The organism is Bradyrhizobium sp. BR 1432, from assembly GCF_051547705.1.
GTDB lineage: Bacteria > Pseudomonadota > Alphaproteobacteria > Rhizobiales > Xanthobacteraceae > Bradyrhizobium > Bradyrhizobium zhanjiangense.
The window spans coordinates 569,019-594,295 of sequence record NZ_JBPUGF010000003.1; the positions used below are offsets into that span (position 1 = coordinate 569,019).

18 protein-coding genes and 5 pseudogenes are annotated in these 25,277 nt (G+C 58.2%); 8 read left to right on the plus strand and 15 right to left on the minus strand.

Going from position 1 to position 25,277, the window contains the following annotated elements; translation table 11 throughout:
* Positions 1-165: 165 nt before the first annotated feature.
* Positions 166-527 (plus strand): annotated as a pseudogene (locus ACSKB8_RS02905) (DDE-type integrase/transposase/recombinase); the annotation flags it as partial.
* A gap of 325 nt (positions 528-852) precedes the next feature.
* Here ACSKB8_RS02905 and ACSKB8_RS02910 read toward each other — a convergent pair.
* On the minus strand, positions 853-1,683 hold the full coding sequence (locus ACSKB8_RS02910) for a phytanoyl-CoA dioxygenase family protein (RefSeq protein WP_438102371.1): 831 nt from the start codon (positions 1,681-1,683) through the stop codon (positions 853-855).
* A gap of 354 nt (positions 1,684-2,037) precedes the next feature.
* On the opposite strand from ACSKB8_RS02910, the gene ACSKB8_RS02915 reads away from it, so the two are divergent.
* Both ACSKB8_RS02915 and ACSKB8_RS02920 read left to right on the plus strand, forming a co-directional pair.
* Positions 2,038-2,334 carry a Dabb family protein gene (locus ACSKB8_RS02915; RefSeq protein ID WP_438102372.1) on the plus strand — a complete coding sequence of 99 codons (297 nt, stop codon included), beginning with the start codon at positions 2,038-2,040 and terminating at the stop codon, positions 2,332-2,334.
* Positions 2,335-2,463: 129 nt separating this feature from the next.
* Entirely contained in the window at positions 2,464-2,634 is a 171-nt protein-coding gene (locus tag ACSKB8_RS02920; protein ID WP_438102374.1) for a hypothetical protein, read from the plus strand.
* 241 nt (positions 2,635-2,875) lie between these two features.
* Here ACSKB8_RS02920 and ltrA read toward each other — a convergent pair whose 3' ends face one another.
* Together ltrA and ACSKB8_RS02930 are read right to left on the minus strand one after the other, a co-directional pair.
* Positions 2,876-4,249, minus strand: a complete 1,374-nt coding sequence (ltrA, locus tag ACSKB8_RS02925) for a group II intron reverse transcriptase/maturase (RefSeq protein ID WP_438102375.1) — start codon at positions 4,247-4,249, stop codon at positions 2,876-2,878.
* Between the two features lie 558 nt (positions 4,250-4,807).
* Positions 4,808-5,994, minus strand: a pseudogene (locus tag ACSKB8_RS02930) (IS256 family transposase).
* Positions 5,995-6,705: 711 nt separating this feature from the next.
* Between ACSKB8_RS02930 and istA the strand changes: the two are divergent.
* Positions 6,706-8,239, plus strand: a pseudogene (gene istA / locus ACSKB8_RS02935) (IS21 family transposase).
* Positions 8,236-9,078, plus strand: a complete 843-nt coding sequence (gene istB / locus ACSKB8_RS02940; RefSeq protein ID WP_076832955.1) for an IS21-like element helper ATPase IstB — start codon at positions 8,236-8,238, stop codon at positions 9,076-9,078. Before istA ends, istB begins: the two are co-directional and overlap by 4 nt.
* A gap of 229 nt (positions 9,079-9,307) precedes the next feature.
* Here istB and ACSKB8_RS02945 read toward each other — a convergent pair.
* Positions 9,308-10,824: pseudogene (locus tag ACSKB8_RS02945) on the minus strand (porin).
* Positions 10,825-11,483: 659 nt separating this feature from the next.
* Here ACSKB8_RS02945 and ACSKB8_RS02950 point away from each other — a divergent pair.
* On the plus strand, positions 11,484-11,801 hold the full coding sequence (locus ACSKB8_RS02950) for a MarR family transcriptional regulator (protein WP_438102377.1): 318 nt from the start codon (positions 11,484-11,486) through the stop codon (positions 11,799-11,801).
* 73 nt (positions 11,802-11,874) lie between these two features.
* Here the strand turns inward: ACSKB8_RS02950 and ACSKB8_RS02955 are convergent, their stop codons facing one another.
* Positions 11,875-12,924, minus strand: a complete 1,050-nt coding sequence (locus ACSKB8_RS02955) for an alpha/beta hydrolase family protein (protein WP_438102379.1) — start codon at positions 12,922-12,924, stop codon at positions 11,875-11,877.
* 377 nt (positions 12,925-13,301) lie between these two features.
* On the opposite strand from ACSKB8_RS02955, the gene ACSKB8_RS02960 reads away from it, so the two are divergent.
* Positions 13,302-14,186, plus strand: a complete 885-nt coding sequence (locus tag ACSKB8_RS02960) for a DMT family transporter (RefSeq protein ID WP_438102381.1) — start codon at positions 13,302-13,304, stop codon at positions 14,184-14,186.
* Positions 14,187-14,399: 213 nt separating this feature from the next.
* Here the strand turns inward: ACSKB8_RS02960 and ACSKB8_RS02965 are convergent, their stop codons facing one another.
* From ACSKB8_RS02965 to ACSKB8_RS02995, 7 genes are all read right to left on the minus strand, one after another.
* Positions 14,400-15,191, minus strand: coding sequence for an SDR family NAD(P)-dependent oxidoreductase (locus ACSKB8_RS02965; protein WP_438102383.1), 792 nt, complete (start codon positions 15,189-15,191; stop codon positions 14,400-14,402).
* A 222-nt stretch (positions 15,192-15,413) separates the two neighbouring features.
* Positions 15,414-16,595, minus strand: coding sequence for a M24 family metallopeptidase (locus tag ACSKB8_RS02970; protein ID WP_438102385.1), 1,182 nt, complete (start codon positions 16,593-16,595; stop codon positions 15,414-15,416).
* 301 nt (positions 16,596-16,896) lie between these two features.
* Entirely contained in the window at positions 16,897-17,700 is an 804-nt protein-coding gene (locus ACSKB8_RS02975; RefSeq protein WP_438102386.1) for an enoyl-CoA hydratase-related protein, read from the minus strand.
* Positions 17,701-17,729: 29 nt separating this feature from the next.
* Positions 17,730-19,001, minus strand: coding sequence for a CaiB/BaiF CoA transferase family protein (locus ACSKB8_RS02980; protein WP_438102388.1), 1,272 nt, complete (start codon positions 18,999-19,001; stop codon positions 17,730-17,732).
* Positions 19,002-19,451: 450 nt separating this feature from the next.
* Entirely contained in the window at positions 19,452-19,709 is a 258-nt protein-coding gene (locus ACSKB8_RS02985) for a hypothetical protein (RefSeq protein WP_438102390.1), read from the minus strand.
* Positions 19,652-20,548 carry an alcohol dehydrogenase catalytic domain-containing protein gene (locus ACSKB8_RS02990; protein WP_438102392.1) on the minus strand — a complete coding sequence of 299 codons (897 nt, stop codon included), beginning with the start codon at positions 20,546-20,548 and terminating at the stop codon, positions 19,652-19,654. Before ACSKB8_RS02990 ends, ACSKB8_RS02985 begins: the two co-directional genes overlap by 58 nt.
* Before the next feature lie 391 nt (positions 20,549-20,939).
* Entirely contained in the window at positions 20,940-21,320 is a 381-nt protein-coding gene (locus tag ACSKB8_RS02995) for a Zn-ribbon domain-containing OB-fold protein (protein WP_438102394.1), read from the minus strand.
* A gap of 717 nt (positions 21,321-22,037) precedes the next feature.
* On the opposite strand from ACSKB8_RS02995, the gene ACSKB8_RS03000 reads away from it, so the two are divergent.
* Positions 22,038-22,217: a hypothetical protein gene (locus tag ACSKB8_RS03000; RefSeq protein ID WP_438102396.1), complete on the plus strand. Its 180-nt coding sequence runs from the start codon at positions 22,038-22,040 to the stop codon at positions 22,215-22,217.
* Here the strand turns inward: ACSKB8_RS03000 and ACSKB8_RS03005 are convergent.
* From ACSKB8_RS03005 to ACSKB8_RS03015, 3 genes and pseudogenes are all read right to left on the minus strand, one after another.
* Entirely contained in the window at positions 22,198-23,334 is a 1,137-nt protein-coding gene (locus ACSKB8_RS03005) for a thiolase domain-containing protein (protein ID WP_438102398.1), read from the minus strand. The genes ACSKB8_RS03000 and ACSKB8_RS03005 overlap by 20 nt on opposite strands.
* A 135-nt stretch (positions 23,335-23,469) precedes the next feature.
* Complete coding sequence (locus ACSKB8_RS03010; protein WP_438102400.1) at positions 23,470-24,339, minus strand: SDR family NAD(P)-dependent oxidoreductase; 870 nt, start codon at positions 24,337-24,339, stop codon at positions 23,470-23,472.
* A gap of 78 nt (positions 24,340-24,417) precedes the next feature.
* Positions 24,418-25,271: pseudogene (locus tag ACSKB8_RS03015) on the minus strand (MaoC/PaaZ C-terminal domain-containing protein).
* Positions 25,272-25,277 lie beyond the last annotated feature (6 nt).

A 25,277-nucleotide genomic window follows, 5' to 3' on the forward strand; every position in this document is an offset into this window, starting at 1 on the left:
AGCCGCGCCTCGTACTTCTGGATCAAGTCGGCACGAGCGTCGTCGTCGAAGGCGCCTCATATTGCGAACCCAAGTTGCGGGAGAGGCCGTGACGCTTCGCAAGGCCGTGCAGCGGCTCCGCCGACGAACTCGCGATCTGGCGTTTGAACTCGATGTGGCTACGGTGGCTGGGAATACGTCCACATCTGCATCGACGATGCTTCCCGATCGCCTTCAGCAAGGTCATGAAGAGCGAACGACAGGGCTGCGCCGTAGCCTTCCTCAAGGCCGCGATCGCTCACTACGCAAGCCTGGGCGTCACGGTTCAGCGCGTGATGACCGACAACGGGTCTTGCTACAAATCCCTTGCCTTCCGCAAAGCCTGCAAGCGCCTCAGCCTCAAACACATCCGCACCAAGCCCTACACGCCGAAGACCAACGGTAAGGCAGAGCGCTTCATCCAGACCAGCCTGCGCGAGTGGGACCATGCCCGATCTGACAACACCTCAAAGGAAAGAGCCGCTGAACTGCCGCGATGGCTTCACAGCTAGAATTGGCACCGCCCGCTTGGCAGTATCGGTTCGATGCCACCCATCATTAGGTCTGTGGGCGAGGTCAATGGCAATCGAGGATTGGGCGGTTTGCCCGCACCAGCTCACTAAGCTCTATCAGCAGAGAGGAGTTTCATGGCCCGCCTAGGCCGACTAGCAAACCAGGTCTTCTGCTATGATACAGGACAAGCTGGCGTACCGGGGAAGGAGGCAGCCAAGAAATGCGATCTTCAGCGAAGATGGCGCGCTCTCCACGGGCTGGTCTCGTCCCCTGTTACAGAGACCTCAGTCTACTATGGCTCGCTTCACGTTGCCAGGTCAGCTACGAAGCCGCGTTGGCAGCCACTTTTTCCGATCTCTGCGTGGACTTCTCGTGTTGATTTTTATGATACGCAACGCATTCTGGATCCATATCGTAGGCAGGCCTTGGCTCATGCTCAAACGTGCGAAAAGTGTCCACTCCACGCACTAGGGTCGCAGAGTCCTTGCCCCAAATCTGGCGAACGTAAGTTGGAATGTAGCGAATAGCCAATCCGATGCGACGCTGCGTCTTTGAGCGGTTGGGAGCGGAGCCGTGGACCAAGCGGACATGATGGAGTGACATCTCGCCCGGCTCCAGCTCAAGCACAATGGATGAGCCCGGCTCAACCTCGACGGCAATCTCCTGGCCCCGCGAGAGCAAATTGTCCTTCGCATAAGTCTCGCGATGCGGAAGCTGCTCCTTAAGGTGTGTACCGGGGATAACCTCGAGAGCTCCATTGGCCTTGTTACTCTCTGAGAGAGCCAGCCATGCGGTAACGACATCGGAACTGGAAAGACCCCAGTATGTGGAATCCTGATGCCAGGACACAAACGAGGGGTCACCAGGCTCCTTGATGAAGAAACTACTAGTCCAGCACAGCAGGTTCTCGCCGTACAGATCCTCGATAGCGTCAACGATCCGCTCTTCACGGATCAGATCATTGACCCAAGTAAACAGCAGCTGACTCTTATGGCGAAAATCGCCGCTAAGTGGACCTCCTGTGCTTCTTTCGAATTCCTCGAGGCGCCTTCTAGTCTCAGCCGCACGTTCTGTCGAGATCACTCGTACGGGCGAGAGGTAACCCTCTTTCCGGAAATGCTCGACCTCATCGGCCGACAAGATCTTTGACATGGGCGCCTCCCCTTTGTAACGAATTCGATTGTGACCCCATGATACACCCAGCTCAACATTGTTTTGGTGCGATGAAGGCCTTGGTGGCGAGCAAATTCAGCGCGCCCGCCCTTTTCTTCGACGCATTTCAACGACTTGCCTGCCCGGGGCGACGGCCTATCGAACAGCTTTCAAATCAGAATGAGCACGAGACAGCGTGGCAGGAAGGAATGGACTTGATCACAAATATAACGAGCACGCCTTGGATGAGAGAGAAAAAGGAAAAACTAGCAGCAGTCCACCGCCTCGGCCGTACAGCGCTCCCTTAATTTCACGGTACTCAGCCGATCCACACTCGATAGCACCTACGCATTTATGATTTGCCACATCGTTTTGTTCACCGCCAAGGACAAGGCTCAGATCGACAAAATAGTCGAGGGTCTATCGGTGCTCACCGTAATCCCACATGCGCGCCGGCTGAGAATTGCCCGTAACCGCAAGAGTGACCAACTCGGGAATGATATCGATGTCGTGGCCTATGGCGAGTTTGACGACGAAGCGGAGCTGTCAGCTTACAAGGCGCACCATCTATACATTAAGCGGGTACGACGACCACTGCGGGAGCTACGGTTCGCGGCCGACCACCTTGGAGCAACGGATACGCACGCCTGAATGATGGGAAGGCGTTGGCGCACCACAAGAGCCTACTATTACGCGAGTGGTCTCACTCTCTCCACGAATGACCGCGCGTACATGCTTAGATAGGTTGTCGGGAATGAGTAGCGCGTGCCCTTGTGTTGCATGATCGATCTTCTTGCGCAACGCATGACGACTGTGATCTTTTTCATCAGCGCCTGCGATACGGCGGTGTTTGCCCGGCAATTGAGGGGCATTTCTGGCACGGTGGATAGTTGCGGCGCCCAGAAGGCGATCGCCCGCGGTGTGGTCAGGAGAAGTTTTGAGCCCTCATAAAGGATGTCTCCAGAGTGCGCTCCGCCTAGGGGGAGAGCTCGAGTTTGGCTTGAAATGCGTGAACCAGAGGTGAGACTCGATGCATGCCCGTGAACTCGTATAGCGCGACAATCAGGATGAGAGCGGAGTCTCACCCTGATTGCCGCCGCGCAACTCGGATGGATTGAGTCTGACATAGCTATGCGGCGTCTCGCGCATGCGCCGCAGCTCACATTTTTGGACAGTATCGTGGTCGAGTAGCTCAGCCATTTGGCTTCGCCCTCACAGATCCGGGCAGGCGGATTTCCCGCACCCGGCTCTTCCCGAGGGTAACCCGCGTCATATCCACGCCTGCGCCCAAGTGCGAGTGATGCGTGGGACGGGCAGCCGGAAGCGTGCCGTCAGGGTCTCGAACTCCGACCAGCCCATGCACCGACTTTTCTGGCTGCGCCGTCTCAGACAGCGCATCCAGGTCCGACGCACTTCGCGGTAGAAGCCGTTGAGCGCTGGATAATTGTGCGGCCTGCCGTAGTAGCCGTAGTGTCCACGCAGAACAGCGGCGAACCACTCGTGCTGCGTGGCCAGTGACTCGTGCATGAGCCGCCAGGCGTCCTGGCGCAACGCCGTCAGCTTGCGCGTCAGGCGTTTCCCTTCCGATGAACCGGCCGTCCCGGGTCCGCCCGCAGTAGTGGGTGAAGCCGAGGAAGGCGAAGGTCTCGGGTCGCCGCTCGCCGCGCCGCTGACGCGAGAGGGCCGCGAACCGGCCGAACTCGATCAGCCGCGTCTTGCCCTCATGAAGCATCAGGCCAAAGCTGACCAGCCGCGCCTTGAGGGCCAAGAGCATCTCCTGCGCATCCGCCTTGCTCTCGAAGCCCATGACGAAGTCGTCGGCATAGCGCACGGTCACAACGCGACCACGTGCATGGCGACGGCGCCATTGGTGGGCCCAGAGATCGAGGACGTAGTGCAGGAAGACGTTAGCGAGGAGCGGGCTGATGCCCGCCCCTTGCGGCGTACCCCTGTCCGTTTCTTGCTTCTCGCCGCTCTCAAGAACGCCGGCCCGCAGCCACAGCTCGATGAGCCGCAAGATGCGAGGATGGGCGATCCTGTGCGCCACCATCCGCAGCAGCCACTCGTGGTCGACCGAGTCGAAGAAGCTGCGTATGTCGGCATCGAGCACCCAGTTGACACGCTGGCTCATGATCGCCGTATGCAGGGCATCAAGCGCCATCTGAGGATTCCGCCCCGGCCGGAAGCCGTAGGAGAACCCGAGGAAGTCGGCCTCATAGACGGCGCTCAACATCTCGGCCACGGCGCTTTGGACAATCTTGTCCTCTAGCGCCGGCAAACCGAGAGGTCGCTTACCGCCATCGGCTTTGGGGATGTAGACTCGCCGCACCGGCTGTGGCCGGTAGCGACCGGTGTGGACCCCTCCGCAGAGGTCGCGGATGTTATCCGTGAGCCTCTCTTCGTACTTCGCCACCGTTACCCCATCGACCCCCGCGCTGGCCTGCCGCTTTTGTCGTCGAAACGCCCGAAGCAGAGCGTCCTCGTCGATGTGATGCAGCAAGGCAGTGAACCGGGTTTGGGCAGCCCGCTTGGCCGCCGCGTTCACCCGCACGAGATTCGACGGCAAGGTAACCCGGCTCTGTGTCCGGACCCTGGCCTTCTCGCGCGGGCTCCCCTCGGGCTGGTCCCTTCCCTCCATACATCTCGTTTCCTTCGACGACTTCACAGGTACTATGGACCAGTCCGACTCCCGACCTCAGCTCGGACCGCGGCTCTGGCAGTGCCTTGCCGCTGTCCCCCACTGGAGACCAATCCAATGGACCCGGTCGGGCCTCTCATGTTCCGATGATTACCTTCCATGCGTGATCCGGCCATCGACCCCGACGGAGCGGCATCGTCTCGCTATAACGACGATGCTCATGCCGCCTTCGTGACTAGGGAACACACTCGGCCTCCGCGAACATCCACCTTTCGAGGCTCATTCCCGCACCCCGCATGGCTCCTATCTACACTTCGGACCCCACGTTGCCGCGACGCCCGCAAAACTCGGTCCCGGCTTGCCTGCTTCGGCTTTGGCCGGATGGGACTTGCACCCACAAGCAATCATCAGCTTGGCATGACGTACTCCCGTGGCGTGGTGTAGCTGATTGCGGGTCACCGCATTCGCCGGCATGGGCCGGATCGGTCAGGTGGCGATTGCCTGGAAGCTGACGGCGGGATCATCGCCCAACGGCGCGATCGTTTCCAGTGTCATGTAGCGGCCGCGCTGGACCGCCCACTCGTCGTTCTGTTCAAGCAGGATGGCACCGACCAGACGGGTGATGGCATCCTCATTGGGGAAGATGCCGACCACTTCGGTTCGCCCCTTGATCTCGCCGTTGACCCGTTCGAGCGGATCCGTCGAGTGCAGCTTGGCGCGGTGCGCGGCCGAGAAGGTCAAGTAGGCCAGCACGTCGGTCTCGGCCTCATCGAGGAAGGCCGCGAGCTTCGGCAGTTTGGGCCGTAGCTGATCGGCGATGTGCCGCCATTGCTCCCGCGCCGCTTCGGCATCATCCTGGGCAAAGGCGGTGGCGATGAAGGCGGAGACAACGCGCCGCCCGCTCTTGCCGGCATGTGCCAGCGCGTTGCGCATGAAGTGGACGCGGCAGCGCTGCCAGGTGGCGTTGAGAACCTTTCCGACCGTGCTTTGATCCCCTCATGGGCGTCGGACACGACCAGCTTGACGCCGCGCAAGCCCCGCCGCGCCAGCTTGCGCAGGAACGCGGTCCAGAACGTCTCCGCCTCGGACGGGCCAATGTCCATGCCGAGCACCTCGCGGCGGCCATCGCTGTTGACCCCGACCGCGATGATCACCGCGACCGAGACAATGCGCCCGTTCTGCCGCACCTTCACATAGGTGGCGTCGATCCACAGATAGGGCCAGTAGCCCTCAATCGGGCGACTGAGGAAGGCCTTCACCTTGTCATCGATCTCACCGCACAGCCGCGACACCTGGCTCTTGGAGATCCCCGTCATGCCCATCGCCTGCACCAGATCGTCGACCGAGCGGGTGGAGACGCCCTGGACTTAGGCTTCCTGAACCACAGCGGTGAGCGCCTTCTCGGCCATCCGCCGCGGCTCGAAGTAGGAGCCTTAGCGCAGCTTGGGAATCCGAAGCTCGACGGTGCCGGCGCGGGTCTCCCAGCTCCGATCGCGCTAGCCGTTGCGCTGGACCAGGCGCTCCTGGCTCTTCTCGCCATAAGCGGCCCCCGTCAGGCCATCGACCTCGAGCTCCATCAGCCGCTGGGCGGCAAAACCGACCATCTCGCGCAACAGATCGGCATCAGGGGTCTTCTCTACGAGCGCACGCAGGTTCATCATATCGTCGGTCATCGGTGGTTCCTCGAATCGGTTGGTGTCGCAATCCAAACCTTACCGACGAATCATCGGTGACCACCCGCAAAGCCGCTCGCTCGCTACGGCGCTATGTGGGGCGCGCGTCGCGAGCGGCTTCGCTACCAGCTACACCACTCCTTGGGACACGACCCTCACCGATTACGGGGATAAGTTGCTCAAGCATTTCTTGCGGCTGGCGGAGATTCGCTGACCGTGGGATGCAGGCCCATTGGGATGTGGAATTCCCACCTGAGTCGGCCTCTTACACCCGCAGCAGGTAAGCTCCAGAGCTTTGTCGTGGGACCAAGTAGAATCAGCTTGCGCCCTTGCCGCATGTGTACGACACGATGAGGGTTCGAGCTCCGCAATTTCCCATTGACAACCTTGTGCTCCGCCAGCTTCGCCTGGCAAGCTTGGCTTTCGCTGACCAGTAATCAAATGGCTGCTCTGCACACCGCGCTATGTCCTCATCGTTGCCAAGATCTGGCACGCGAATCGACAGACGCTATGTTGAGTGCGCGGCGGCGATCAGGGTGAGACTCCAGCGACAATCAAGGTGAGACTGCGCCGATGGGGGCGGACCGAAGGGAGGGCGTAGCCCGACCGGAGGACCGTCCCCATCGGCGTCGCGCGTTTTTGGACCCGTCTGGCGGCCGGGTGCGGCTGGTGCAAGCTGTTGATTCGTCTCGACAAGAGGGAATCGATGCCTTGCCTGGCCTCCACATCACCGACCACCAGATGAGGCTGTACATGACCTACCGACAGACACTGCCCCCCGAGGCCGCCGCGGCCAAGGCGGGGTTCTCGAAAGGCAAGCGCGTATCGAATCGAGGGCGATTGTCGCCCGCCATCGCAGAAGAAGACGCCGAGGGGCCGGCGCCGGTCCGATCCGCTCGCGCAGTATTGGGAGGCCGAGATCGTTCCGATCCTGAAGGCTGCGCCCGGCATCCGCGTGATCGGCGTGCTGGACGAGCTGCGCCGACGGCATCATGACCTGAACCCGAACATCCGCCGCACGCTGGAGCGGCGCATCAACGCCTGGCGGGCGCTCAACGGCCCCGAACAGGACGTGATCTTCCGCCAGCAGCACGAGCCCGGTCGCCTGGGTCTGTCCGACTTCACCGACGTGAGCGCGCTCGGTATTACCATCGCGGGTGAGCCGCTCGATCACCGGCTCTATCACTTCCGGTTGGCGTTCTCCGGCTTCGAGCATGCCCATGTCGTGCTCGGCGGCGAAAGCTTCGTCGCCCTGGCGGAGGGCTTGCAGAACGCGCTGTGGGCACTTGGCGGCGTGCCGCGGGAGCATCGCAGCGACAGCCTGTCGGCAGCGTTCCGCAATCTGGCCGCCGACGCACGGGAGGATCTGACGCAGCGCTACGCCGGGCTGATGGGCCACTATGGCATGGCGCCAACGCGCAACAATGCGGGCATCGCACATGAGAACGGCTCGATCGAGAGCGCGCACGGCCATCTCAAGCGGGCACTGGAAGATGCGCTGTTGCTGCTGGGGACGCGCGACTTCGCCAGTCTCGATGCGTACCGGGCTTTTGTCGACGAGATTGTCGGCCGGCGCAACGCCAACCTCGCCAAGTCGATCGCGCTCGAGAAGGAGGCATTGGCGCCGCTGCCAAAAGGCCGCACGACCGACTTCGAGGAGAAAGTGATCCCGGTGACGTCGTCAGGCGGCTTCATCCTGCGGCGCGTGTTCTACACCGTGCCTTCAAGATTGATCGGCCATCGCCTGCGTGTGCGCATCTTCGACGACCGGCTCGAATGCTTCCTTGGCGTCACACCGGTCGTGACGCTGCGGCGCGGTCGGCCTGTGTCCGAGAGCCAGGGCGGTCATGTCGTGGATTACCGGCACGTCATCCATGCCCTGCGGCGCAAGCCGATGGCGCTCCTCAATCTCGTTTATCGCGACCAACTCTTCCCGCGTGCAGCTTACAAACGTCTGTTCGAGACCTTGCGGGAGCATGGTGATGACCGGCGCGCCTGCAAGGTGACGGTCGAGCTTCTGGCGCTGGCTCACGAGCGCGCCTGCGAAGCAGAACTCGCCGAGGCGATCGCGATGGATCTGGACGCCGGACAGTTACCTGATCTTGCCGCGCTGCGCGACCGCTTCCGGCCCGAGGCGGCCTCGATCCCGCGTGTCGCCGTCAAGCTGGCGCCGCTCGACGTCTACGATGAACTCGCCTCCGTCAGCGTCATGTCGGGCCGCTCGAACCTGGGAGAGGCAGCATGACCGGTATCGCTACCTCCGTCGATGCTGCCCGTGTCGAGCTGCTTCTCAATGAGCTCCGCCTGCCGGGCGTCAAGGCGATCTGGCCGAAGCTCGCCGCACAGTCGGACAAGGAAGGGTGGCCTGCCGCCCGCTTCCTCGCCGCCCTTGCCGAGCACGAGGCCGCCGATCGCACCCGCCGTCGGATCGAGCGACACATGGTGGAAGCGCGTTTGCCCGCCGGCAAGACGCTCGCAACCTTCGACTTCGAAAGCGTGCCGATGCTATCAAAGGCACAGGCGATGGCGCTCGCCGCCGGCGACGCCTGGTTGAAGGCCGGCGCCAATTTGCTCTTGTTCGGTCCACCGGGCGGCGGCAAGACCCATCTCGGCGCGGCGATCGGCCTGGCTCTCGTCGAGAACGGTTGGCGCGTTCTCTTCGCGCGAACCACTGATCTGGTGCAACGGCTGCAGGTCGCGCGGCGCGAGCTGGCGCTGGAGTCCGCGATCGCCAAACTCGATCGCTATGACCTCCTGATCCTCGACGACATCACATATGTGAGCAAGGATCAGGCGGAAACCAGTGTGTTGTTCGAGTTGATCGCCGCCCGCTACGAACGACGCTCGCTGCTGATCACGGCCAATCAGCCATTTGGCGAATGGGGGCGTATCTTCCCGGACCAAGCAATGACGTTGGCTGCCATCGATCGTTTGGTCCACCACGCCACGATCCTCGAGATGAACGTCGAAAGTTACCGTCGAAAAGTTGCCCTCGATCGCAAGCGCGGTCCAGGCCGGCCGCCTGTTCACACTACCCCAAACGAACTCGACAAGACTTTGATTGACGCTGGCAGCGCCGCTTGATTGTCGCGCAGCGTCAATCAACGCTTGCCAAGTCGACGGCCAGCGTCAATTATCTCCTGACTCGGCCGCCTCGTCTCATCTTGATTGACGCGCCGCTCTCATCCTGATTGTCGCGCTATAGTTGAGCCTCCACCATTGAAATGGCCTCCAGCGGATAGGCTGGAGGCCTTTTCTGCGGTTTTAGCTAGATCTAGAGAGCCGTGGTTTTCGTTGCACTTGGGACGAAAGCTCAGAAGTTGCGTTGAGCGGACAGCAGCAGCACGAGGGCGTTTTGATCCTTCAGTTCATATGCTGCCCCCGGCTTGGCAATACCCGCCTGCAACGGCAGCGTCACAGTGCTTCCACTCGCGTACTTCTGGTCCAGCATCGTGTAAGCAAGTTCCGCTGAGAAGGCTAGACCTTTGACGGGAGTCCAGCCGGTGCGTACGCCGACGGTCGCATAGTTGAAATTGGGGTTGCAGCCTGCAGTTCCGCTTGAGAGAGCAAGGCCTGTAACGACCGCGCCACAGATGTAGCTCGTAGCTGTGTTGTTATACCGAACAGCAGCCCAGCCGCCGAAGATCGCAGTGGCCCAGTATGGATCCCAATTATGTGTGAAGCCTCCGTTAAAGCCGTAAGTCGTTGTTAGTTCCTGGCCTGAGCCAGCAACGAACACGGAGTCAGAAAGACTGGCAAGTCCGACGCTCTGGTAAACTCCGGCAAGCCCCGAACGACCGTACCTGGCAAAAGTGCTCGATATGAAATCATTGAAGGTGTAGCGGCTAGCGCCGTTGGCATACACACCTTGGATGTTGATGGTATCGCCGGCTCCCGTCGGGAGGTTCTTGATCGATAACGCAAGCTGACCAGCCCAGCCCCACTTGTTACTTGGATGGCCAGTGAGCTCGGACGCGCCATAGTAGCCGACTTGATTGTTGTGTGCGGCAAATGAAGCCTGGAAGAGACCCCAAGCCTGGTCAATACGAGCCATCGCGACGAGGTCTGGAGCTCGCGAAGCACCAATGTTGTTGGAGCCGTAGGCGCCCGTGGCGAGCCCGGCCGCGGTGGCACCGCTAACGTTCCAGATATTACTTTGGTATTCTGCGACTTGATCCTGGGCAGAGAAGGAGGCCGTGATGCCCTGGTCGAAGTCGGCAGTATACGTGATCTGGTTTACGCGGTCGAAACCCCCGCTGCCCGGCAGCTCATGCCAGTTGGCCGGGTACTCAGCCCACGGCGAGGAAAACTGTGACGCAGCCCTACCGAATGTGAAACCAGCGAACTGGATGAAGGCGTCATAAAGAGTGAGTGCGCCACCACCGACCTGAGCACCAGCCGACGTGCTATAGGTCGTCGCACCATTCGTTGCAGTGCTACCAGCACCTGTAAAGCCGCCCGTCGTCCAAGTAAATAAGATCTGGGCGAAGGTGCGGACGACGCCATACTCGGATGCGGTACGCGTATCGACGTACACGGTTTGACGAGCACGGCCCGTATAATAGTTGCTCAGCCGGTTCTGCGCGCCACCCGCGCCAAAGGTGGCGGTATCAGCGATCACATTCGATCCCAACTCGGCCTGCACACGCAGATAGCCACTCAGCTTGATGCAAGTGTCGGTACCCGGGATGTAGTAGAATCCGGCCCATACAGTGAGCAGATTTTCACATACTCAATCGGCTTCGCCTTCATGGGAAGATCGGCCGCCTGCGCCCCAGCGCACGCCAGCATTGCCGCGGAACCGAGCATAAGGCTTTTCGTCAACTTCATTGATGAACCCTCCAAGGTTTGAACTCCAGCTGCATCCTTCAAAGATCCGCCTCCAGGGAGTCGCCGCGTCGGGCGTTTGACGGAACGACTTCGAGGCGCCCCCTCGCTGTCGAGCGACCTATACTTTCGATCATCAATTGTCACAATAAAATAATTAATTCAATCAAAATTTGGCCGGAAGCGTTGCAGATTCGCAACACAGAAGGTGAGCAGACTCAAAAACCGCTCAAAAACCATGACCCAAAAGCAAAAAAGCCTCCAGGGGGCATCCCGGAGGCTTTACTTGGAGGTCCAAAACTACACCGTCTCCTTCTCTGCATCAACGGTCGCGCAAACCTATAGCTGATATTAATTGGATCTGTCAATTGATTTTTTGATATGGTAACTGTGTCTCGCCGGCACTTTTTTAGAGCAGTCAAGAGCGATAGTTAGTGGCGGATCTGGAATCAGGTGGGGCCGTATTGGCAACACCAAGGTTGGCGGGAAAACCCACATGACCGAAACAAAACAACTAGATAGAGCGGTTAGTGATTTCATCTGGAACATCGTCGAGGTTCACTCTCAGCTCGAGGAAATCCATAAAAGCTGGGCTCAGATGCTAGGGATAACCGAACCACAATGGTTAATCCTGATGGCCGTCGACGAGCTCGATCAAGGTCGTGGGGTCTCGGGAACAGCGGTTGCGAACAAACTCCGAAATCGATCCCGCCTACGTTACGAACCAAACGAAAAGGCTGGAGAAGATGGAGTTGCTGGCACGCGTCACGTCTCGCGAGGACGCCAGATTCCTGCAAATGTCGCTGACGCAAAAAGCTCGCTCGGAAATCACGAAGCTTTCAATCAAGCGGCAAGCGCTCAACTCAACGATGCTTGGCGGGCTCGATGAGGAATCGCTTCATTATCTCAACAAACGGCTGACCTCGATTGCCAAGAATTGTGAATTGGCATCGCAAAAGCTGAGCATAGGCCTACTGTAGGCGCATTTGGTCGCCGACGAGCCTTGGCGCTGAGGCTTTTCCTTCCTAGGCCCAGCGACCAGGCGAATCGCGATCAAAATCTAACCGGTTCTTCGGGGGCAAACAGCGATGGCGCTGTACTGCGTCTGAGTTTGTGCTCTAGCCATCCGAAGATGCACTCATCGGAAGTGACGAAGTTTTCCACCTCTCCCGCGGGCGTCACGGCAGTCCGCGGAATGGCCAACTCAAGATCTATGTGCGCCATCTCGCAGTCGACTTGTAGTTTGACCGCCTCCGCCTCGCTCACCGCACTGCGCCCACCAGCGACGACCAGAGCCGGACAGCTCAACCTTCGTATTGATAGCAAACGGCGCGCCGAGAGCGCCTCTTCGTCCATAAGATCTGCAGTCTTATTGATCCAGCCGACAGCAGCCAGGGTCCGAGCCCAATGCCAAAGACCACCGTCGCAAACCGCGGCGCTAACCCGGCGATCACAAAGAGCGAAATCAGTCGCAAGGACAGCCGACACGCCATCTCCATAGACGCCGATCCGAGAGGAGTCGATATTCGGCTGAGCTGCCAAGTAATCCAAACAACAAGACAGCATGAAATTGGTTTGGCCACGCCACTGAGATGAAACGTCATCGTGAGAGATCACGAGAACGGTAATAGCCCTACCAACCAGCACAGGCAGCAGTCTGCCCAGCAGCATCTCTCCAGTTTCTTCTTCGCTGCTGATGCAAATGACTGCGGGTGCGAGCAAGTCGGGGCGACCAGAAGGCAAGTAGTATGCTAATAATTCGGCTGCATCGTCGCACGCAACATGCACCCGTTCGATGCCGTGCTCTGAACTTCGGATCTTCTCAAGGGCTCGCTCTACTTTGATTGAGACGCTTGCCCGTTGCGCATCGTCATCATCAACCAGCCGCCTGGCGACCTCAAAGGCAGTTAGCGCGCAAAGCCAGCCCTCGACGGCCTTATCGGATGCGCCTTTCTCTATTTCCAAGTCACCGATAAGGCAGTGCGCATTCCCGATGTTTGTCCACCGCCTAACCCAATTCTGCTGATTTGTCGCCGCAGAAATACTGGCGAGATCATCCAAGAATGCCGAGGCGCCCAAACGTGTGGACGCCAGATCGCCCATTGCGTGAGGCCAAGTCGCACACACCATCCATCTCGCCCCTTTGGTGCGGATCCTCTCTACATTCGCCAGATCTTTCCAGGGGCCGCCCCCCTCAACACCTCGGCTTCTGGAAATATTACCAAGTTCCTAAAGCCGAAATCCCTCGATGGATCCGTTCTCATCGCCGTAATTCTGCAAGCCAACCTTAGATTTGAAGGTTTTAATCGTAAGAGCAGCGCCACAAGAGAAGATGCAGAACCGGCAATGGTAAGGTGATCAGCCGAGATGAACGGCTGGTCAATGCATCCTGTTAGGAGGCACATGTTTGGACCCGTGAAGCCTTTCGGAAGTCGCAGTGTCTGCTTGCAGTGAAACATAAATGCAGTTGAACCGAATACATGCATGACACGAAATTTGACCAGACGAGGGCGGCCCTTCTTGCGCTGCTGAGTGGCGGTACGCTCATTGGTTGCTCACCAATTTTAGTTCGGCTTTCCGAACTTGGTCCTGTGTCGACGGCGTTCTGGCAACTCGCACTCGCCCTTATTCCGCTGCTTCTATTCTCAGCACGGGAAGCCGCAACAGGGACAGAGAAGCCGCGAACTCCCCGGGACGCCCTGCTCGTAAGCTTGCCGGGATTTCTGCTCGCGGCGGAACTGACGTCTTGGCATATCTCGCTACATATGACGTCCGTTGCAAACGCGACGCTGCTCGTCAATATCGCTCCGATCTTCGTCTCGCTCTATTGCTGGCTGTTCCTGCGGCAGAGACCGAGCCGATTGTTCGTCGTCGCACTCTCAATCACGATTGCCGGCCTCGTTATTCTGAAAAGCGGATCGCTGGATTTCGGCGGCGGCGACTTGAAAGGTGATGTCGCTGCTATCTTTGCCGCCATGCTCTACGCTGCGTACATACTCGCGCTTGCCAAAATGCGTGGGCGGTTCTCCACGTCCACTATCATGATCTGGAGCAGCTGCGCAGGCGCTTTGAGCATTGTCCCGTTCGCCCGGTTCAGCGAACCAGCGCAGCTTCCCGTCACAATGGTGGGCTGGACGGTGCTCTTCGCCCTCTCCTGGCTCAGCCAAGCAGGAGGACAGAGCCTGATCACCTATGCCCTAGCCTGGTCGCCGGCGACGCTCTCCTCACTCACGCTACTGTTGCAGCCCGTCGTTGCTGCGATACTGGCTTGGTTCGTTATGGGTGAGGTGCCAAGCCTCTGGCAAGGCATCGGCGGATCGATCGTCCTGGTGGGGATCTGGACCGCGCGCCGGGTGCAAAATTAAGCCATCGCTGTTTCAATCCAAGGGTTGGATCCCACCAGGCCCAGTTGAGAATGGCGCACTCGAACGAAAGCAGTTCATTGAGCGCGCACCTGAGGGTAGTGAATCGCAAACTCGTTTCAACGTATGAATGTGTGCCCCAGCGTCCAGATGGTCGACATCTCTGTCGAGACGATCAGGTTGGAACCTAGGGCCGGTGCTGCAGGCACTAGGGCACTAGCGTTCCTTGGCTGGAAGCAGGCCCAGATGGCTTCCGGCATCGACGATCAATATCTCCCCGGTAACGTTGGAGGCGCTGGTGAGAAAGAAGAGTGCGGCTTCAGCCATCTGTTCAGGCGTACCGGCCTGGCGCAAAAGCGTTCTCTGCTCCATGTCATCTTTCATCTTGTTATAGTCGGCCTCGCCCAAGCCGTTCAGAAGCCAGCGCGACTGAATAAAACCAGGACATATGGTGTTCACCCTAGCGGCCGGAGCAAACATGCGCGCTAGCATCAATGTCAGGGTGTTGACCGCCCCCTTGGAAGCCACATAAGGAATCGAGCTACCGTTACCCGTCACTGTCGCGTTTGTGGAAACGTTCACAATCGACCCGCGCTCTTTATTTTCCTCCCACTGCTTCTTCATGGTTGGCCAAACTGCGCGGCTCATCATGTAGGTTCCGGTGACATTGACGCGAAAGATGCGATCGAAGTCCTCCGGCGTTACGCCCTCGAAGTCGCCCTGAGCCTGAAACTTCGTTGTGCCCGCGTTGTTAATCAGACCGTCGATACGCCCCCACTTCTTCAGAGTTTCGGAGACTAGCTTACGGCAATCAGCGTCCTGTCCGATATCGGCCTGTACGACGATCGCGTCGCCACCTCGGGCCTTCACCATTGCGTAGGTCTCATCGGCCTCCTTTTTGCTCTTGGTGTAGTTGATCGCGACATTCCAGCCACGGTCCGCGAGATCAACGGCACAAGCAGCGCCGAGCCCTGTCGCGGATCCGGTCACAATTGCTACCTTGGTCATACGATTTCCTCCATCAAATAAAGGGCCTACCGACTAGCAACATCTACGCCGGCGGATAACGCTTGTTGCGAAAGCATCGACTAACGGAGCTATTGCCAAGAACTCATTGGCGTCACCCGGTGCGCCAGCGGCGAGAAGCTGCCGCTGCACAAACAAGCTGCCAATGGGCATTGCAATTGGATGTGCTAAGACCACACCATCGGTACGACGTTATGCGGACAATCAAGCTGCAGTCGGTAGTTCGATGAGTTTCAATGGCGCCTCCGTTAAAACTTCGACGCCTGCTTCGGTTACTCGAATACACTGACTAACCATCACTCCGAAGTCCTCATCGATCCAATTGCCCAAGTGCACATGGAAAGTCATGTTCGGCTTAAGCTCCGTCATGTCACCCTCCTTAAGACTGGCCGTCTGCTCTGTCCAATCGATGCCGACAGGATAGCCATACCGGGACTCCTTCTCGACACCATGCTTGGCAAGCGCGCGATGGGCGGCTTGGGCGACATCACTGCACGTGCGTCCGGCTCGAATGGTCTCCAGAGCGGCCTCTAGGCCGGCAATCTGAGCCTCATGCACCCGACGCAAGCGGTCAGAGGGGCGTCCAATTGAAAAAGTACGGCTCATGGGCGCTGTGTACGTATAACGCACACCGGCGATTTCTAGGTTGACTTGCGAATCATTCCGAAACACATCATCGCTCCACGTAAGATGACTTGTTCCGGTTCGCGGCGAGGAATTCATCCAAAAGCTTGCAAGCGACGTTCCTGGCTTGCCGTTAGCTCCTCGTGCAAGAGTCGCGACGATCTCGGCGGCCGCATCCGCTTCTCGAACTCCAGGCCGTATCACTTCTGCAGCGCGCAGAATTGCTGCATCGGTGATGGCGGCGGCCTCCTTCATCAGAGATATCTCAAGATCGGACTTGACCATTCGAATCCAAGTGATGACACTCGTGAAGTCCACGATCTTTGCCTTCGGCAGTCGCGCTCTAAACTTATCAACCGCGGCCGGCGGCAAGTTAGCAAATTCAAGTCCAACGCCCCCATTGGCGGCGCCTGCCTCCTGAACGAAGTCAATAACAGCGTCGTAGCCGTCCTTGTCCCGGCTTCCAATGAGTGACTCTGGATAGCCTACGACCTTATCACGCGACAAAAACGTTTGGTGATGGGCAGCAGCCACGTCCATCTTACGGAGAATAATGGTTGGCTCCTCCTCGTGAATCAAGACCACCAGGCCCTGCGGAATATACCCCGATCGCGCGGTGTAGCCGGTAAGGTAGTTCATATTCCGGTCAAAGGAGACAACCAGCGCATCGATCTGTCGACGAGCCATTTCCGCTTTCACTGCGGTCAACCTTCTCAGGTACTCAGCTCGCGGGAACACCTGTTGCGCCTTGTTGATTGTCATAGTCCGCCTCCACCAAAACTTCCGCTCGTATAGCAGCCGGCACGATTCCAGCCCGTTCGAACTATTACCGGCTCCTGTCCACCCAATTTCTCCGCTTTCAACTCTTTCTCGCGCGAATTCTGCGAGTGGCTCATACAATCCATCATAGATTTTCGGTCCGACCGGCGCGACCCTCGTCGGCGAAAATCCGGTCTACGGTGGCTGTTAACGCAAAGGGCTCAACAACCGGCGCTATTCTTCCGGCCGGAAACACGGCCGTAGAAACCACAAGCTGATCTTATGAGCATAGGTACTAGGGCGCCTATTTCATCTTCCACACTGGCCGCCTTTTCTCTGCGAATGCTCGAGCCCCCTCGACCGCATCCTCCGTCTTCAGCAGATGCTGCAGCATCGGCTCTCCCATCCTGTATAACTCCTCCAGGGGAAGATGCCGCCCTTTTGTCACCACCTGCTTTATGGCTTGAATTGCCAGCGGCGAACAAAGAGTTATAGCTTCGGCGATCGCATCAGCCTCTTTCATCAAGGATTCCCTATCGGTGTGCAGGCTGTGCACAAGCCCACAACGGAGAGCATCCTCGCCGCTGATCCGATTTCCGGTGAGTTGCATGTACAGCGCTTCACCCAATGGAATCATCCGCGACAGGTTGTGGCAGCCGAAATAGTTTGCCATCAGATTCCAGCGAGGCTCAGGCAACCCGAAGGTCGATTTAGAGGTTGCGATGCGAATGTCGCATTGAAGAGCAAGCTCAAATCCTCCGGCCACACAGTGCCCGTCTATGGCCGCGATTGTTGGCTTCCATATGCCCAGATCTGCAAAGCGGGAAAGCTCGTCCGTACTCCTGTCGCTGCCCTTTTCGTCGAACTCCTTTAGATCCATGCCAACCGAGAAAGATCGACCTCCCGCGCCTGTCATAACCGCCACCAGAAGATCGCTGTCATCTTGGAACCGCCTTAGCGACTCCATCAGCATTCTCTCCATTTCCATGTTGTGGGCATTCAGCACCTCTGGTCGATTAAGGGTAATATAGGCAACTGCTCCCTTTTTCTCCCACACTACCGCTCGGTCATCTGACATTGGGCCACCTTCGCCGTAAAATACCTTCAAGTCCTTGGACTCGACGCGATGCTCGCGATCTACGAATCGATCGCACGTTCCATTCGGAGTTGGGCTATCATCAGGGCGTCATACCCGAGCTCTTTCAGCACTTCGTCAGTATGCTCTCCAAGCATAGGCCCAGGTGTTGCAGAAGTGGTGATATTCTCGCCATCGATATTGATCGGGCTGCCAATGGTCTTCACCGTTCCGCACTTCTGATGCTCCAACTCCAAGATCAATCGCCGCGCCTGCGTATGTGGATGATCCAGTGCGGCACCAACGCTAAGGACTGGGGCATGCGGAATCCCCGCAGCAGCAAAGATCTCGCACCACTGCGCGACGGTTTTGGTCTTCAGCCGTTCTACAAGCGCCGCTTCAACCTCCTCTCGTCGTTGCACCCGATTGGCGGCACTGGTCAGCTCAACATTTTGCGCGAGCTCTGGTCGTTCGATGGCGCGGCACAGAGGCGGCCAGAAGTCGTCTCCAAACACCGCAATGGCGATGTAGCCGTCAGACGCAGGAAACGCGCCATAGGGAGTCACCTTCGGATCACCAGAACCGACCGGCTGGAATTCGAGACCATCTGCAAAGTACGAGCCTGAGAAGTACGGGAACGTCGTCAACAGAGCATCAAACATGCTGAGATCAATGACGCATCCTTTGCCGGACTTCGCGCGGCCGACCAACGCCGAGGCGATGGCAACGGCCGCATAAACGCCAGCAAGAATATCCCCAATTGGTATACCAGCGCGCACCGGAGGCCGACCCGGCTCGCCAGTCAAGCTCATCACGCCTGTCATGGCCTGCGCAACCAGATCGAAGGACTTATAGTCTCGAAGGGGCCCCGACTGCCCAAACCCCGAGATGGAGCACACAACGAGAGCGGGGTTGAGTTCTCGAAGCCGCTCGTACCCGAACCCAAGGGATTCGAGCATGCCGGGACGAAAATTCTCCACCAGAACATCTGCGCGTCGCACCAACTCCTCGAGCGCACGCTTGGCGCCCCCGCGCTTAAGATCGAGAGCGACGCTGCGTTTGTTCCGATTGAGGCCAGCGAAGTAGTAGCTCTCCCCTTGACGGAAAGGGTCGACCTTACGAGAGAGATCGCCGGCTCCCAGCCTCTCGATCTTTACCACTTCGGCCCCCAAATCCGCCAAGATGGTAGTACAAGATGGACCAGCCAAGACATGGGTGAGATCCACAACGCGGATGCCCTGCAATGGCCGACGCGCGATGTCTTGGTCGCTTGACGGCTCCGCATTGCCAAGTTTTGCCTGACGTGGATCCGACAAGGACGAAGATTCTGTCATGGTTATTCCATCGATTTTGGTTCTGATGAGAATGTAGGATACTTCATTTTTCCGTTGCTGCAGAATAGCGACCCTGTACGCCTACATTCGTCGTTCAGGCCTTCTTTTCGGGGAAGTTCGACCGTCGGCGACCGCCTCGTGCAGCGCCCCCTCCTCCGACCTCCTCACTCGACAATCGAAGATGGCCCAATAGGATAGGGCGGGAAGCTTTTCGTCCCGGTAGAACGACATGTCAGCACTCCTGAGATCTGCGCGCTTTTGGCGACTTGGCAAGGTAAGGAACCGGCTCCTTTATCGCCGCAGCCCCTATGACAGACCTTGTGAGCTTTGGGACTCGTGGACGGCGTTTCCGCACGGAGGCCCTCAATCCTCGGGACTCATCTGACCCACCAACGCCGATCGATGGTACATGTTGCGGTCACGTTTGGCGCCGGCCACGTCGTGTCATCATCAAAACTGAACTACCGAACGGATCTCTTCGCCGGCGCTGAGGCGCGCAAGTCCGTCATTGATATCGGCGAGCCCGATCGTCGACGTGACGTACTCATCGAGCTTGAGTGAACCATCGAGATAAGCATTTGCAAGCCACGGAAAGTCCCGCCACGGGTTAGCACCGCCATAACTAGACCTCACAATGCGTTTTTCGCCCGTTAAGGAGCCCCAGCGAAACGCCAGCTCTTCATTTGCAGGCAGCTTGCCGAGCCACACGACTTGCCCCCCGCCCGCACCATCTCAACGCTCGACCGGAATGCCGCGCGATTACCCGCAGCTTCGATCACAAAATCAGCGCCGCATCCGTCGGTGAGGTCGGAATGCAATGTACCGAGCAACTCGTCAGCTAGCAATGTGTGGGTCGCACCGACAGCCGCCGCAAGATCGAGCTTTTCTTGCTGCCGATCTATCGCAATTACGCGCCGTGCCCCTGCAAGGCGTGCGCCCTGCACGGCCGACAGACCGACCGCGCCGCAGCCGATGATCGTTGCTGTAGCGCCTTTTTCGATCCGCGCGATATGCATCGCCGCACCAACCCCCGTCATGACGCCGCAGCCAATTAGACATGCCCGATCGAATGGAATTTCGCGCGGGACTTTGACGGCACAGCGCTGGTCGACTACGCACAGTTCGGCAAAAGTACCCGAATACATGAGCTGATGCACAGGCTCGTCATCTTCTCTCATCAGCCGGGGCCGCCCGTCGAAGTGATAGGACTCGAGGGTGCGCGCGCGATATACCTCGCACAGGATCGGCTGATGACGTGCGCAGTGGTAGCACTCACCGCAGTGCGGATTCCAAGACGTCACGACATGATCGCCGACCCGTACCGCCGTAACGGACTTCCCAGTCCACTCAACGACACCCGCAGCCTCGTGGCCAGGAACCATAGGCAATGGCGTGCCCAACGAGCCTTGGACAGCTTCGAGATCAGTATGACAGAGGCTTGTAGCCCGCACGCGAATGACTACGTCGGTATCAGCAAGCGCGGTCAACTTGAGTGTCTCGATCGCGAGCGGCGCGCGCGCCTCGGATAGGACGGCGGCTCTGAACATCGACTATATCCTTCGAGGCGCTAGAGGAGCTAAATTTCAGAGCCGCGTCGCGGTGCCGATCTTTTTCTCGACATCTGCGCTCGCAAAGCGACGGCAGCGTGTAAGCCGCTGTAAAACAAAATGTAAAAAGGCAGGGCGCATAAAGACCCACAATTTCGAAACGGAATGTAAAAATGCTGCAAGAATGAGGCTCTTTCCGTCAGATTTAAGCGCCAAGCACTACACGTGCTGCGTTTTGCAAGGAACGACGATTCGCAATAAAACTGCCGCGCAAACAATTATCTGCCGCGTGCAAAGCCCACCAACTCGTGGCGAGACCGGAGGATCATAGCTAACAGCCAGGTGAGTAACACCTAGTCCGGATGCACCAGGACGAAGTGACAACCTAGTTCTATCGGAGCGCAAAGAGCGGAATAGACCCTTCTAAGCCGTCGGGTTTGAAGACCACCTTGACTTTGGTACCGATTGACAGTGCGGCCGGATCCGCATCGACCACGTTGCTCAACATAATAGGCCCCTCGTTCAGCGCTACGTAGGCGAGTACATAGGGCTCTTTTCCCCTACGATTCACGGCAAACGAATAGATCTCGCCCTCGCCTGGAGACTCCCTCCAATCTAGCTCCGTTGAGTGGCAATGCGGGCAGACGCCGCGCGGATACCAGTGGGTTCTGTGACACTGAAGACACCACGGTAATACAAACCGGTCGACAGCGGCCGCATCCCAGAAGGGCTTTGTTTCCGGGTTCTGCTGGATAAATTCTATGAAGTCCATCGGTTTGCTCCCGTGCAACTAAGATGACGCTCCGAGATCCCCATCCAGCTTCGGGCTGGTAATTAGGGATTAGGCCTCAGCTTTGATTGGTTCTGTTGTCGCTGCATCCTTCGGGTCGCCTAGAATGAGAGACGATCCTCTAACCGGCGAATTAGCGCTGTATTGATCACTGCCGCTTTGTCACACGTGAAAATTGTCCTTCAACAGAGACGACCAGGGCCATCTTTAGGGAAGATCATAAATAGCGCGTCCGACGACAGACCGCAAAGAGACGGTCTTGGTTGGAGAAATACTGCAAACGCAACTATCTTCGCCACGATGGTGAAGCTAGGATTGGTGTAGCCGACCACGAGCATAAGTTTGGCTTGTGCTACACCGGCTGCAATATTTGCGGCGGATGGGCGAGCTATCTACGCGGGTTCGAGCTTGGCACTCGCAACCTTCCAAATTCGCTCCTCGTCGGGCTACGACATACGGCGCTGCTTTGGTATCTTAACTCGATTGCAGCGGTGACAAACGTACCTCTTCGTCGTCCGATCCGTAGGAACTTGGCGCAAGAAGTACCCATACGTACCAGCTTACACCCTTGGGTAGATGCTTCAAGACCTCTTGGGCAATGCTGCTCCGGATCGCATCGATGCTAGCGCGTCTACCGGCGAAATCATGCGACCACACACGAATACCAATGTCTTTGCAATTCACGTCCAGAGTGCTCGCGTGATCGATCTCGACCATGATGTGCTGTGGCTCGAGGATAATGCTCTCAGCGCAAGTGAGTACGTTTGCCGCAACGGCGGGCAATTTCCTGGTAATTGCGATGATGGAATTATCCGAAATGGCGTTTCGGTTGTACCTGATTTGAATAACGGGCATTGGGCTACTCTCGCTCAAATATGAGGGTGGCGCCGCTGTGGCGGGTGCCCATTCTTCCTCCGACCCCGTGCGCAAGCGCCAGCGCGCAATCCTTGACCTGGACAGCTGGGTGCGCTTCGCCGCGCAACTGGCGGACGGCTTCGATCACCTTAGTCATCCCGCCCCGACTCGGGTGATTGTTACACAGCCCACCGCCATCCGTATTGAAGGGCAGCCGACCGACGCCAGAGATGAGGTTGCCATCCGCAACAAAATGACCGCCGCGTCCCTTTTCGCAGAAGCCGAGATCCTCCAACGCGATGAGAACGGTGATAGTGAAGCTGTCGTAGATCGATGCGTATTGGATATCGCTTGGTTTGACGCCGGCATCCTTGAAAGCGATAGCGCCCGAGTGTCTTGCAGCTGAAGCGGTAAGCTCGACCGCGCCGGCCGATTGCCCCTGAACGGCCTCCCCCGCGCCGATGACCTTCACCTGGGGACGCTTTAGGCTCTTGGCGATTTCCGGGCGCGTCACCAAAACAGCGCCGCCTCCATCCGAGACGACGCAGCAGTCCAGTCGGTGCAACGGGTCAGAGACCATGGGCGACGCCAGCACATCTTCGACAGTTACGACCTTGCGCAGCAGGGCGTGAGGGTTGTGCTGGGCATGGTGGGACGCGGCGACTTTGATCCACGCCAGCTGTTCGCTGGTGGTGCCATACTCGTGCATATGACGGCGTGCCCCGAGCGCGTACATGTCCAGGAGCTCATATCGCAGCGGCGTCTCCCACATCATGTCAGGTCGAGCGGGGTTAACAAAAACCTTCTCGCTGCGAGGTCGTCCTGCAAGGGTGACCAAAGCAATGTTGCACTTGCCCGCTGCGATCGCTTGAGCAGCGTGAGCGATCTGCAGCAAGGATGAGTTACCGCCGATATCGGTCGAGTCGCAATGCCGCACCTTCAAGTTCAAAAAGTCGATCATGCTAAGGACCGGCACATCGTCCACGCAAAAGTAACCGTCCACCTCGTTCTTGGTCAATCCAGCATCAGCGAGCGCGCCGGCGGCACATTCTGCGTGAAGTTGCGCTACCGACTTGTCGGGCGCTTTTCTAGTAGGATGCTCGTAAGCACCCACGATGTAACAACGTTCATTCCCAAGCATCGCTGTGCCAATCCCACTCTGTTTTCTATCTTCCGGTCCTAGGCGAAAGGTTCGTCTACTGCGCAGATCAGGATGCAATAGGCTTTTCGCTATAAAGAAGCAGCAATATCCGCTCGCGCATCCGAAACAACTATATCAAGAGTAGCGCGCGGACTTCTTCAGATCCTCCTGTGAGAAAAAGATCTCGTGTGTGTGCTCGACAATCTGTTGTACATTCCAACCGTTGCGCGGGGGCTTCCAGCCGTCTGTTTCCATCATGCGCATCTCGCGAACTCCCCGCGGACCGGACACGCCGAGCACCTTGCCGGTCTTGTCTCCCGACAAGTCACTGACCATGTATAGTACCACCGTGGCAATTTCATCGGGAGACAGAGCGCTTTCTTTATAGTCGGGCAGATCCGCAGTCATGCGGGTCAGCGCGCTCGGATTAAGGGTCCAGACGCGAATATTGTACTTAAGCCCTTCGATAGCGAGCGTATTGGAAAGCCCCCAAATTCCGCCTTTAGCCGCGCTGTAGTTGGACTGGCCAAAAATGCCAATTAGGCCCGCGCCAGCTGAAGTATTGACGATGACACCACCGCCGTTGTCGCGCATCCAGCGGAAGACCGGGAGCGTAGCGCAGTAGGTGCCCTTTAGATGCATCTTGATTACTTTGTCCCAATCCGCTTCATTGGGATTAGCAAAGGTCTTGTCGCGCAGGATACCGGCGTTGTTGACCAGGATATCGGCTCGGCCGAAATGTGTGATCGCGTCTTCGAACAGCGATTGGCCGCCCTCCATGGTGGAAATGTCGGCAACGTTGGAAATCGCCCGTCCTCCTTCCGCTTTGATTGCCGCGACCACCTGCTCCGGGATGGATATGTCCGCGGCGGTCTCGCCGCGTGGGACCTGAAGGTCATTCACTACAACCGCAGCTCCCTCCCGCGCGAACTGCTTAGCATAGGCCACACCCAAGCCGTCGCCCGCGCCAGTGATCCGCGCCACCTTGCCCTCAAGAAGTCCCATCCCGTCCTCCGACTAGTTCATTACACCATCAGCTACGGACAACCGCGACGCAAACAACAGAGCGACAGCAGAAGGAACTCATCCGAGCACCGTCATGCCATTCCTCACCACTACGACGTCGCGCGCCTTCACCTTGGCTTCGAACGAGATCACATTGCCATCCTGCCACATTTCCATCGTCAACGTATCGCCTGGATAGACCGCCGAGGAAAATCGGGCAGCGTGCCGCTTGAAAGCGCTCGGATCGTAGTCGGCATACGTTTGCAGAATACCGCGGCAGGTGATTCCGTAGGTGCACATGCCGTGCAAGATCGGCTTGGAGAAACCGGAATGTCTCGCGAATTCAGGATCCGAATGCAGTGGGTTCCGGTCGCCGCAAAGCCGATAGATCAGCGCCTGATCGGGACGCGTGCAGATCTCGATGGTTCTGTCGGGCGAGCGAGTTGGCACTTTGTGCGGCTCTGGCTGGCCGTCAGACGGCCCACCAAATCCACCGTCGCCACGCGCGAAGAGCGTGGCAACCACCGTGGCTAGCGGTTCGCCGTTGCTATCTTTCAGCACTGACTGATAGCGAACAACTGCACCCTTTTCCTTGCCCTTGTCGTAGACTGCAAGTACGGAGGAGTCGGCTGCGCCATGTGCAGCGGTTGCTAGCGGCTTGTAAAAAATAATATCACGTTCGCCGTCTACAGATCTATCGAATTTCATGTCACCGGGGTCAGCCCCCAGGCAGCCATGGAGGAAAAGGTCGGCACCACCTTGAGAGGTCGTGGCGTCAATGTCGCCTCATTGACGAAGGCAAGCTCCCTTTCGTCGAGCGGATCAACTCCCATGCCAATTGCATAGGCGTAGAGCATCACGTCGCGATTGTCGTAACAGTATTCTTGGCCAACATTTTTCATGGCCATTAGCTCTTGGTAGTTTATTGGCATACGCAA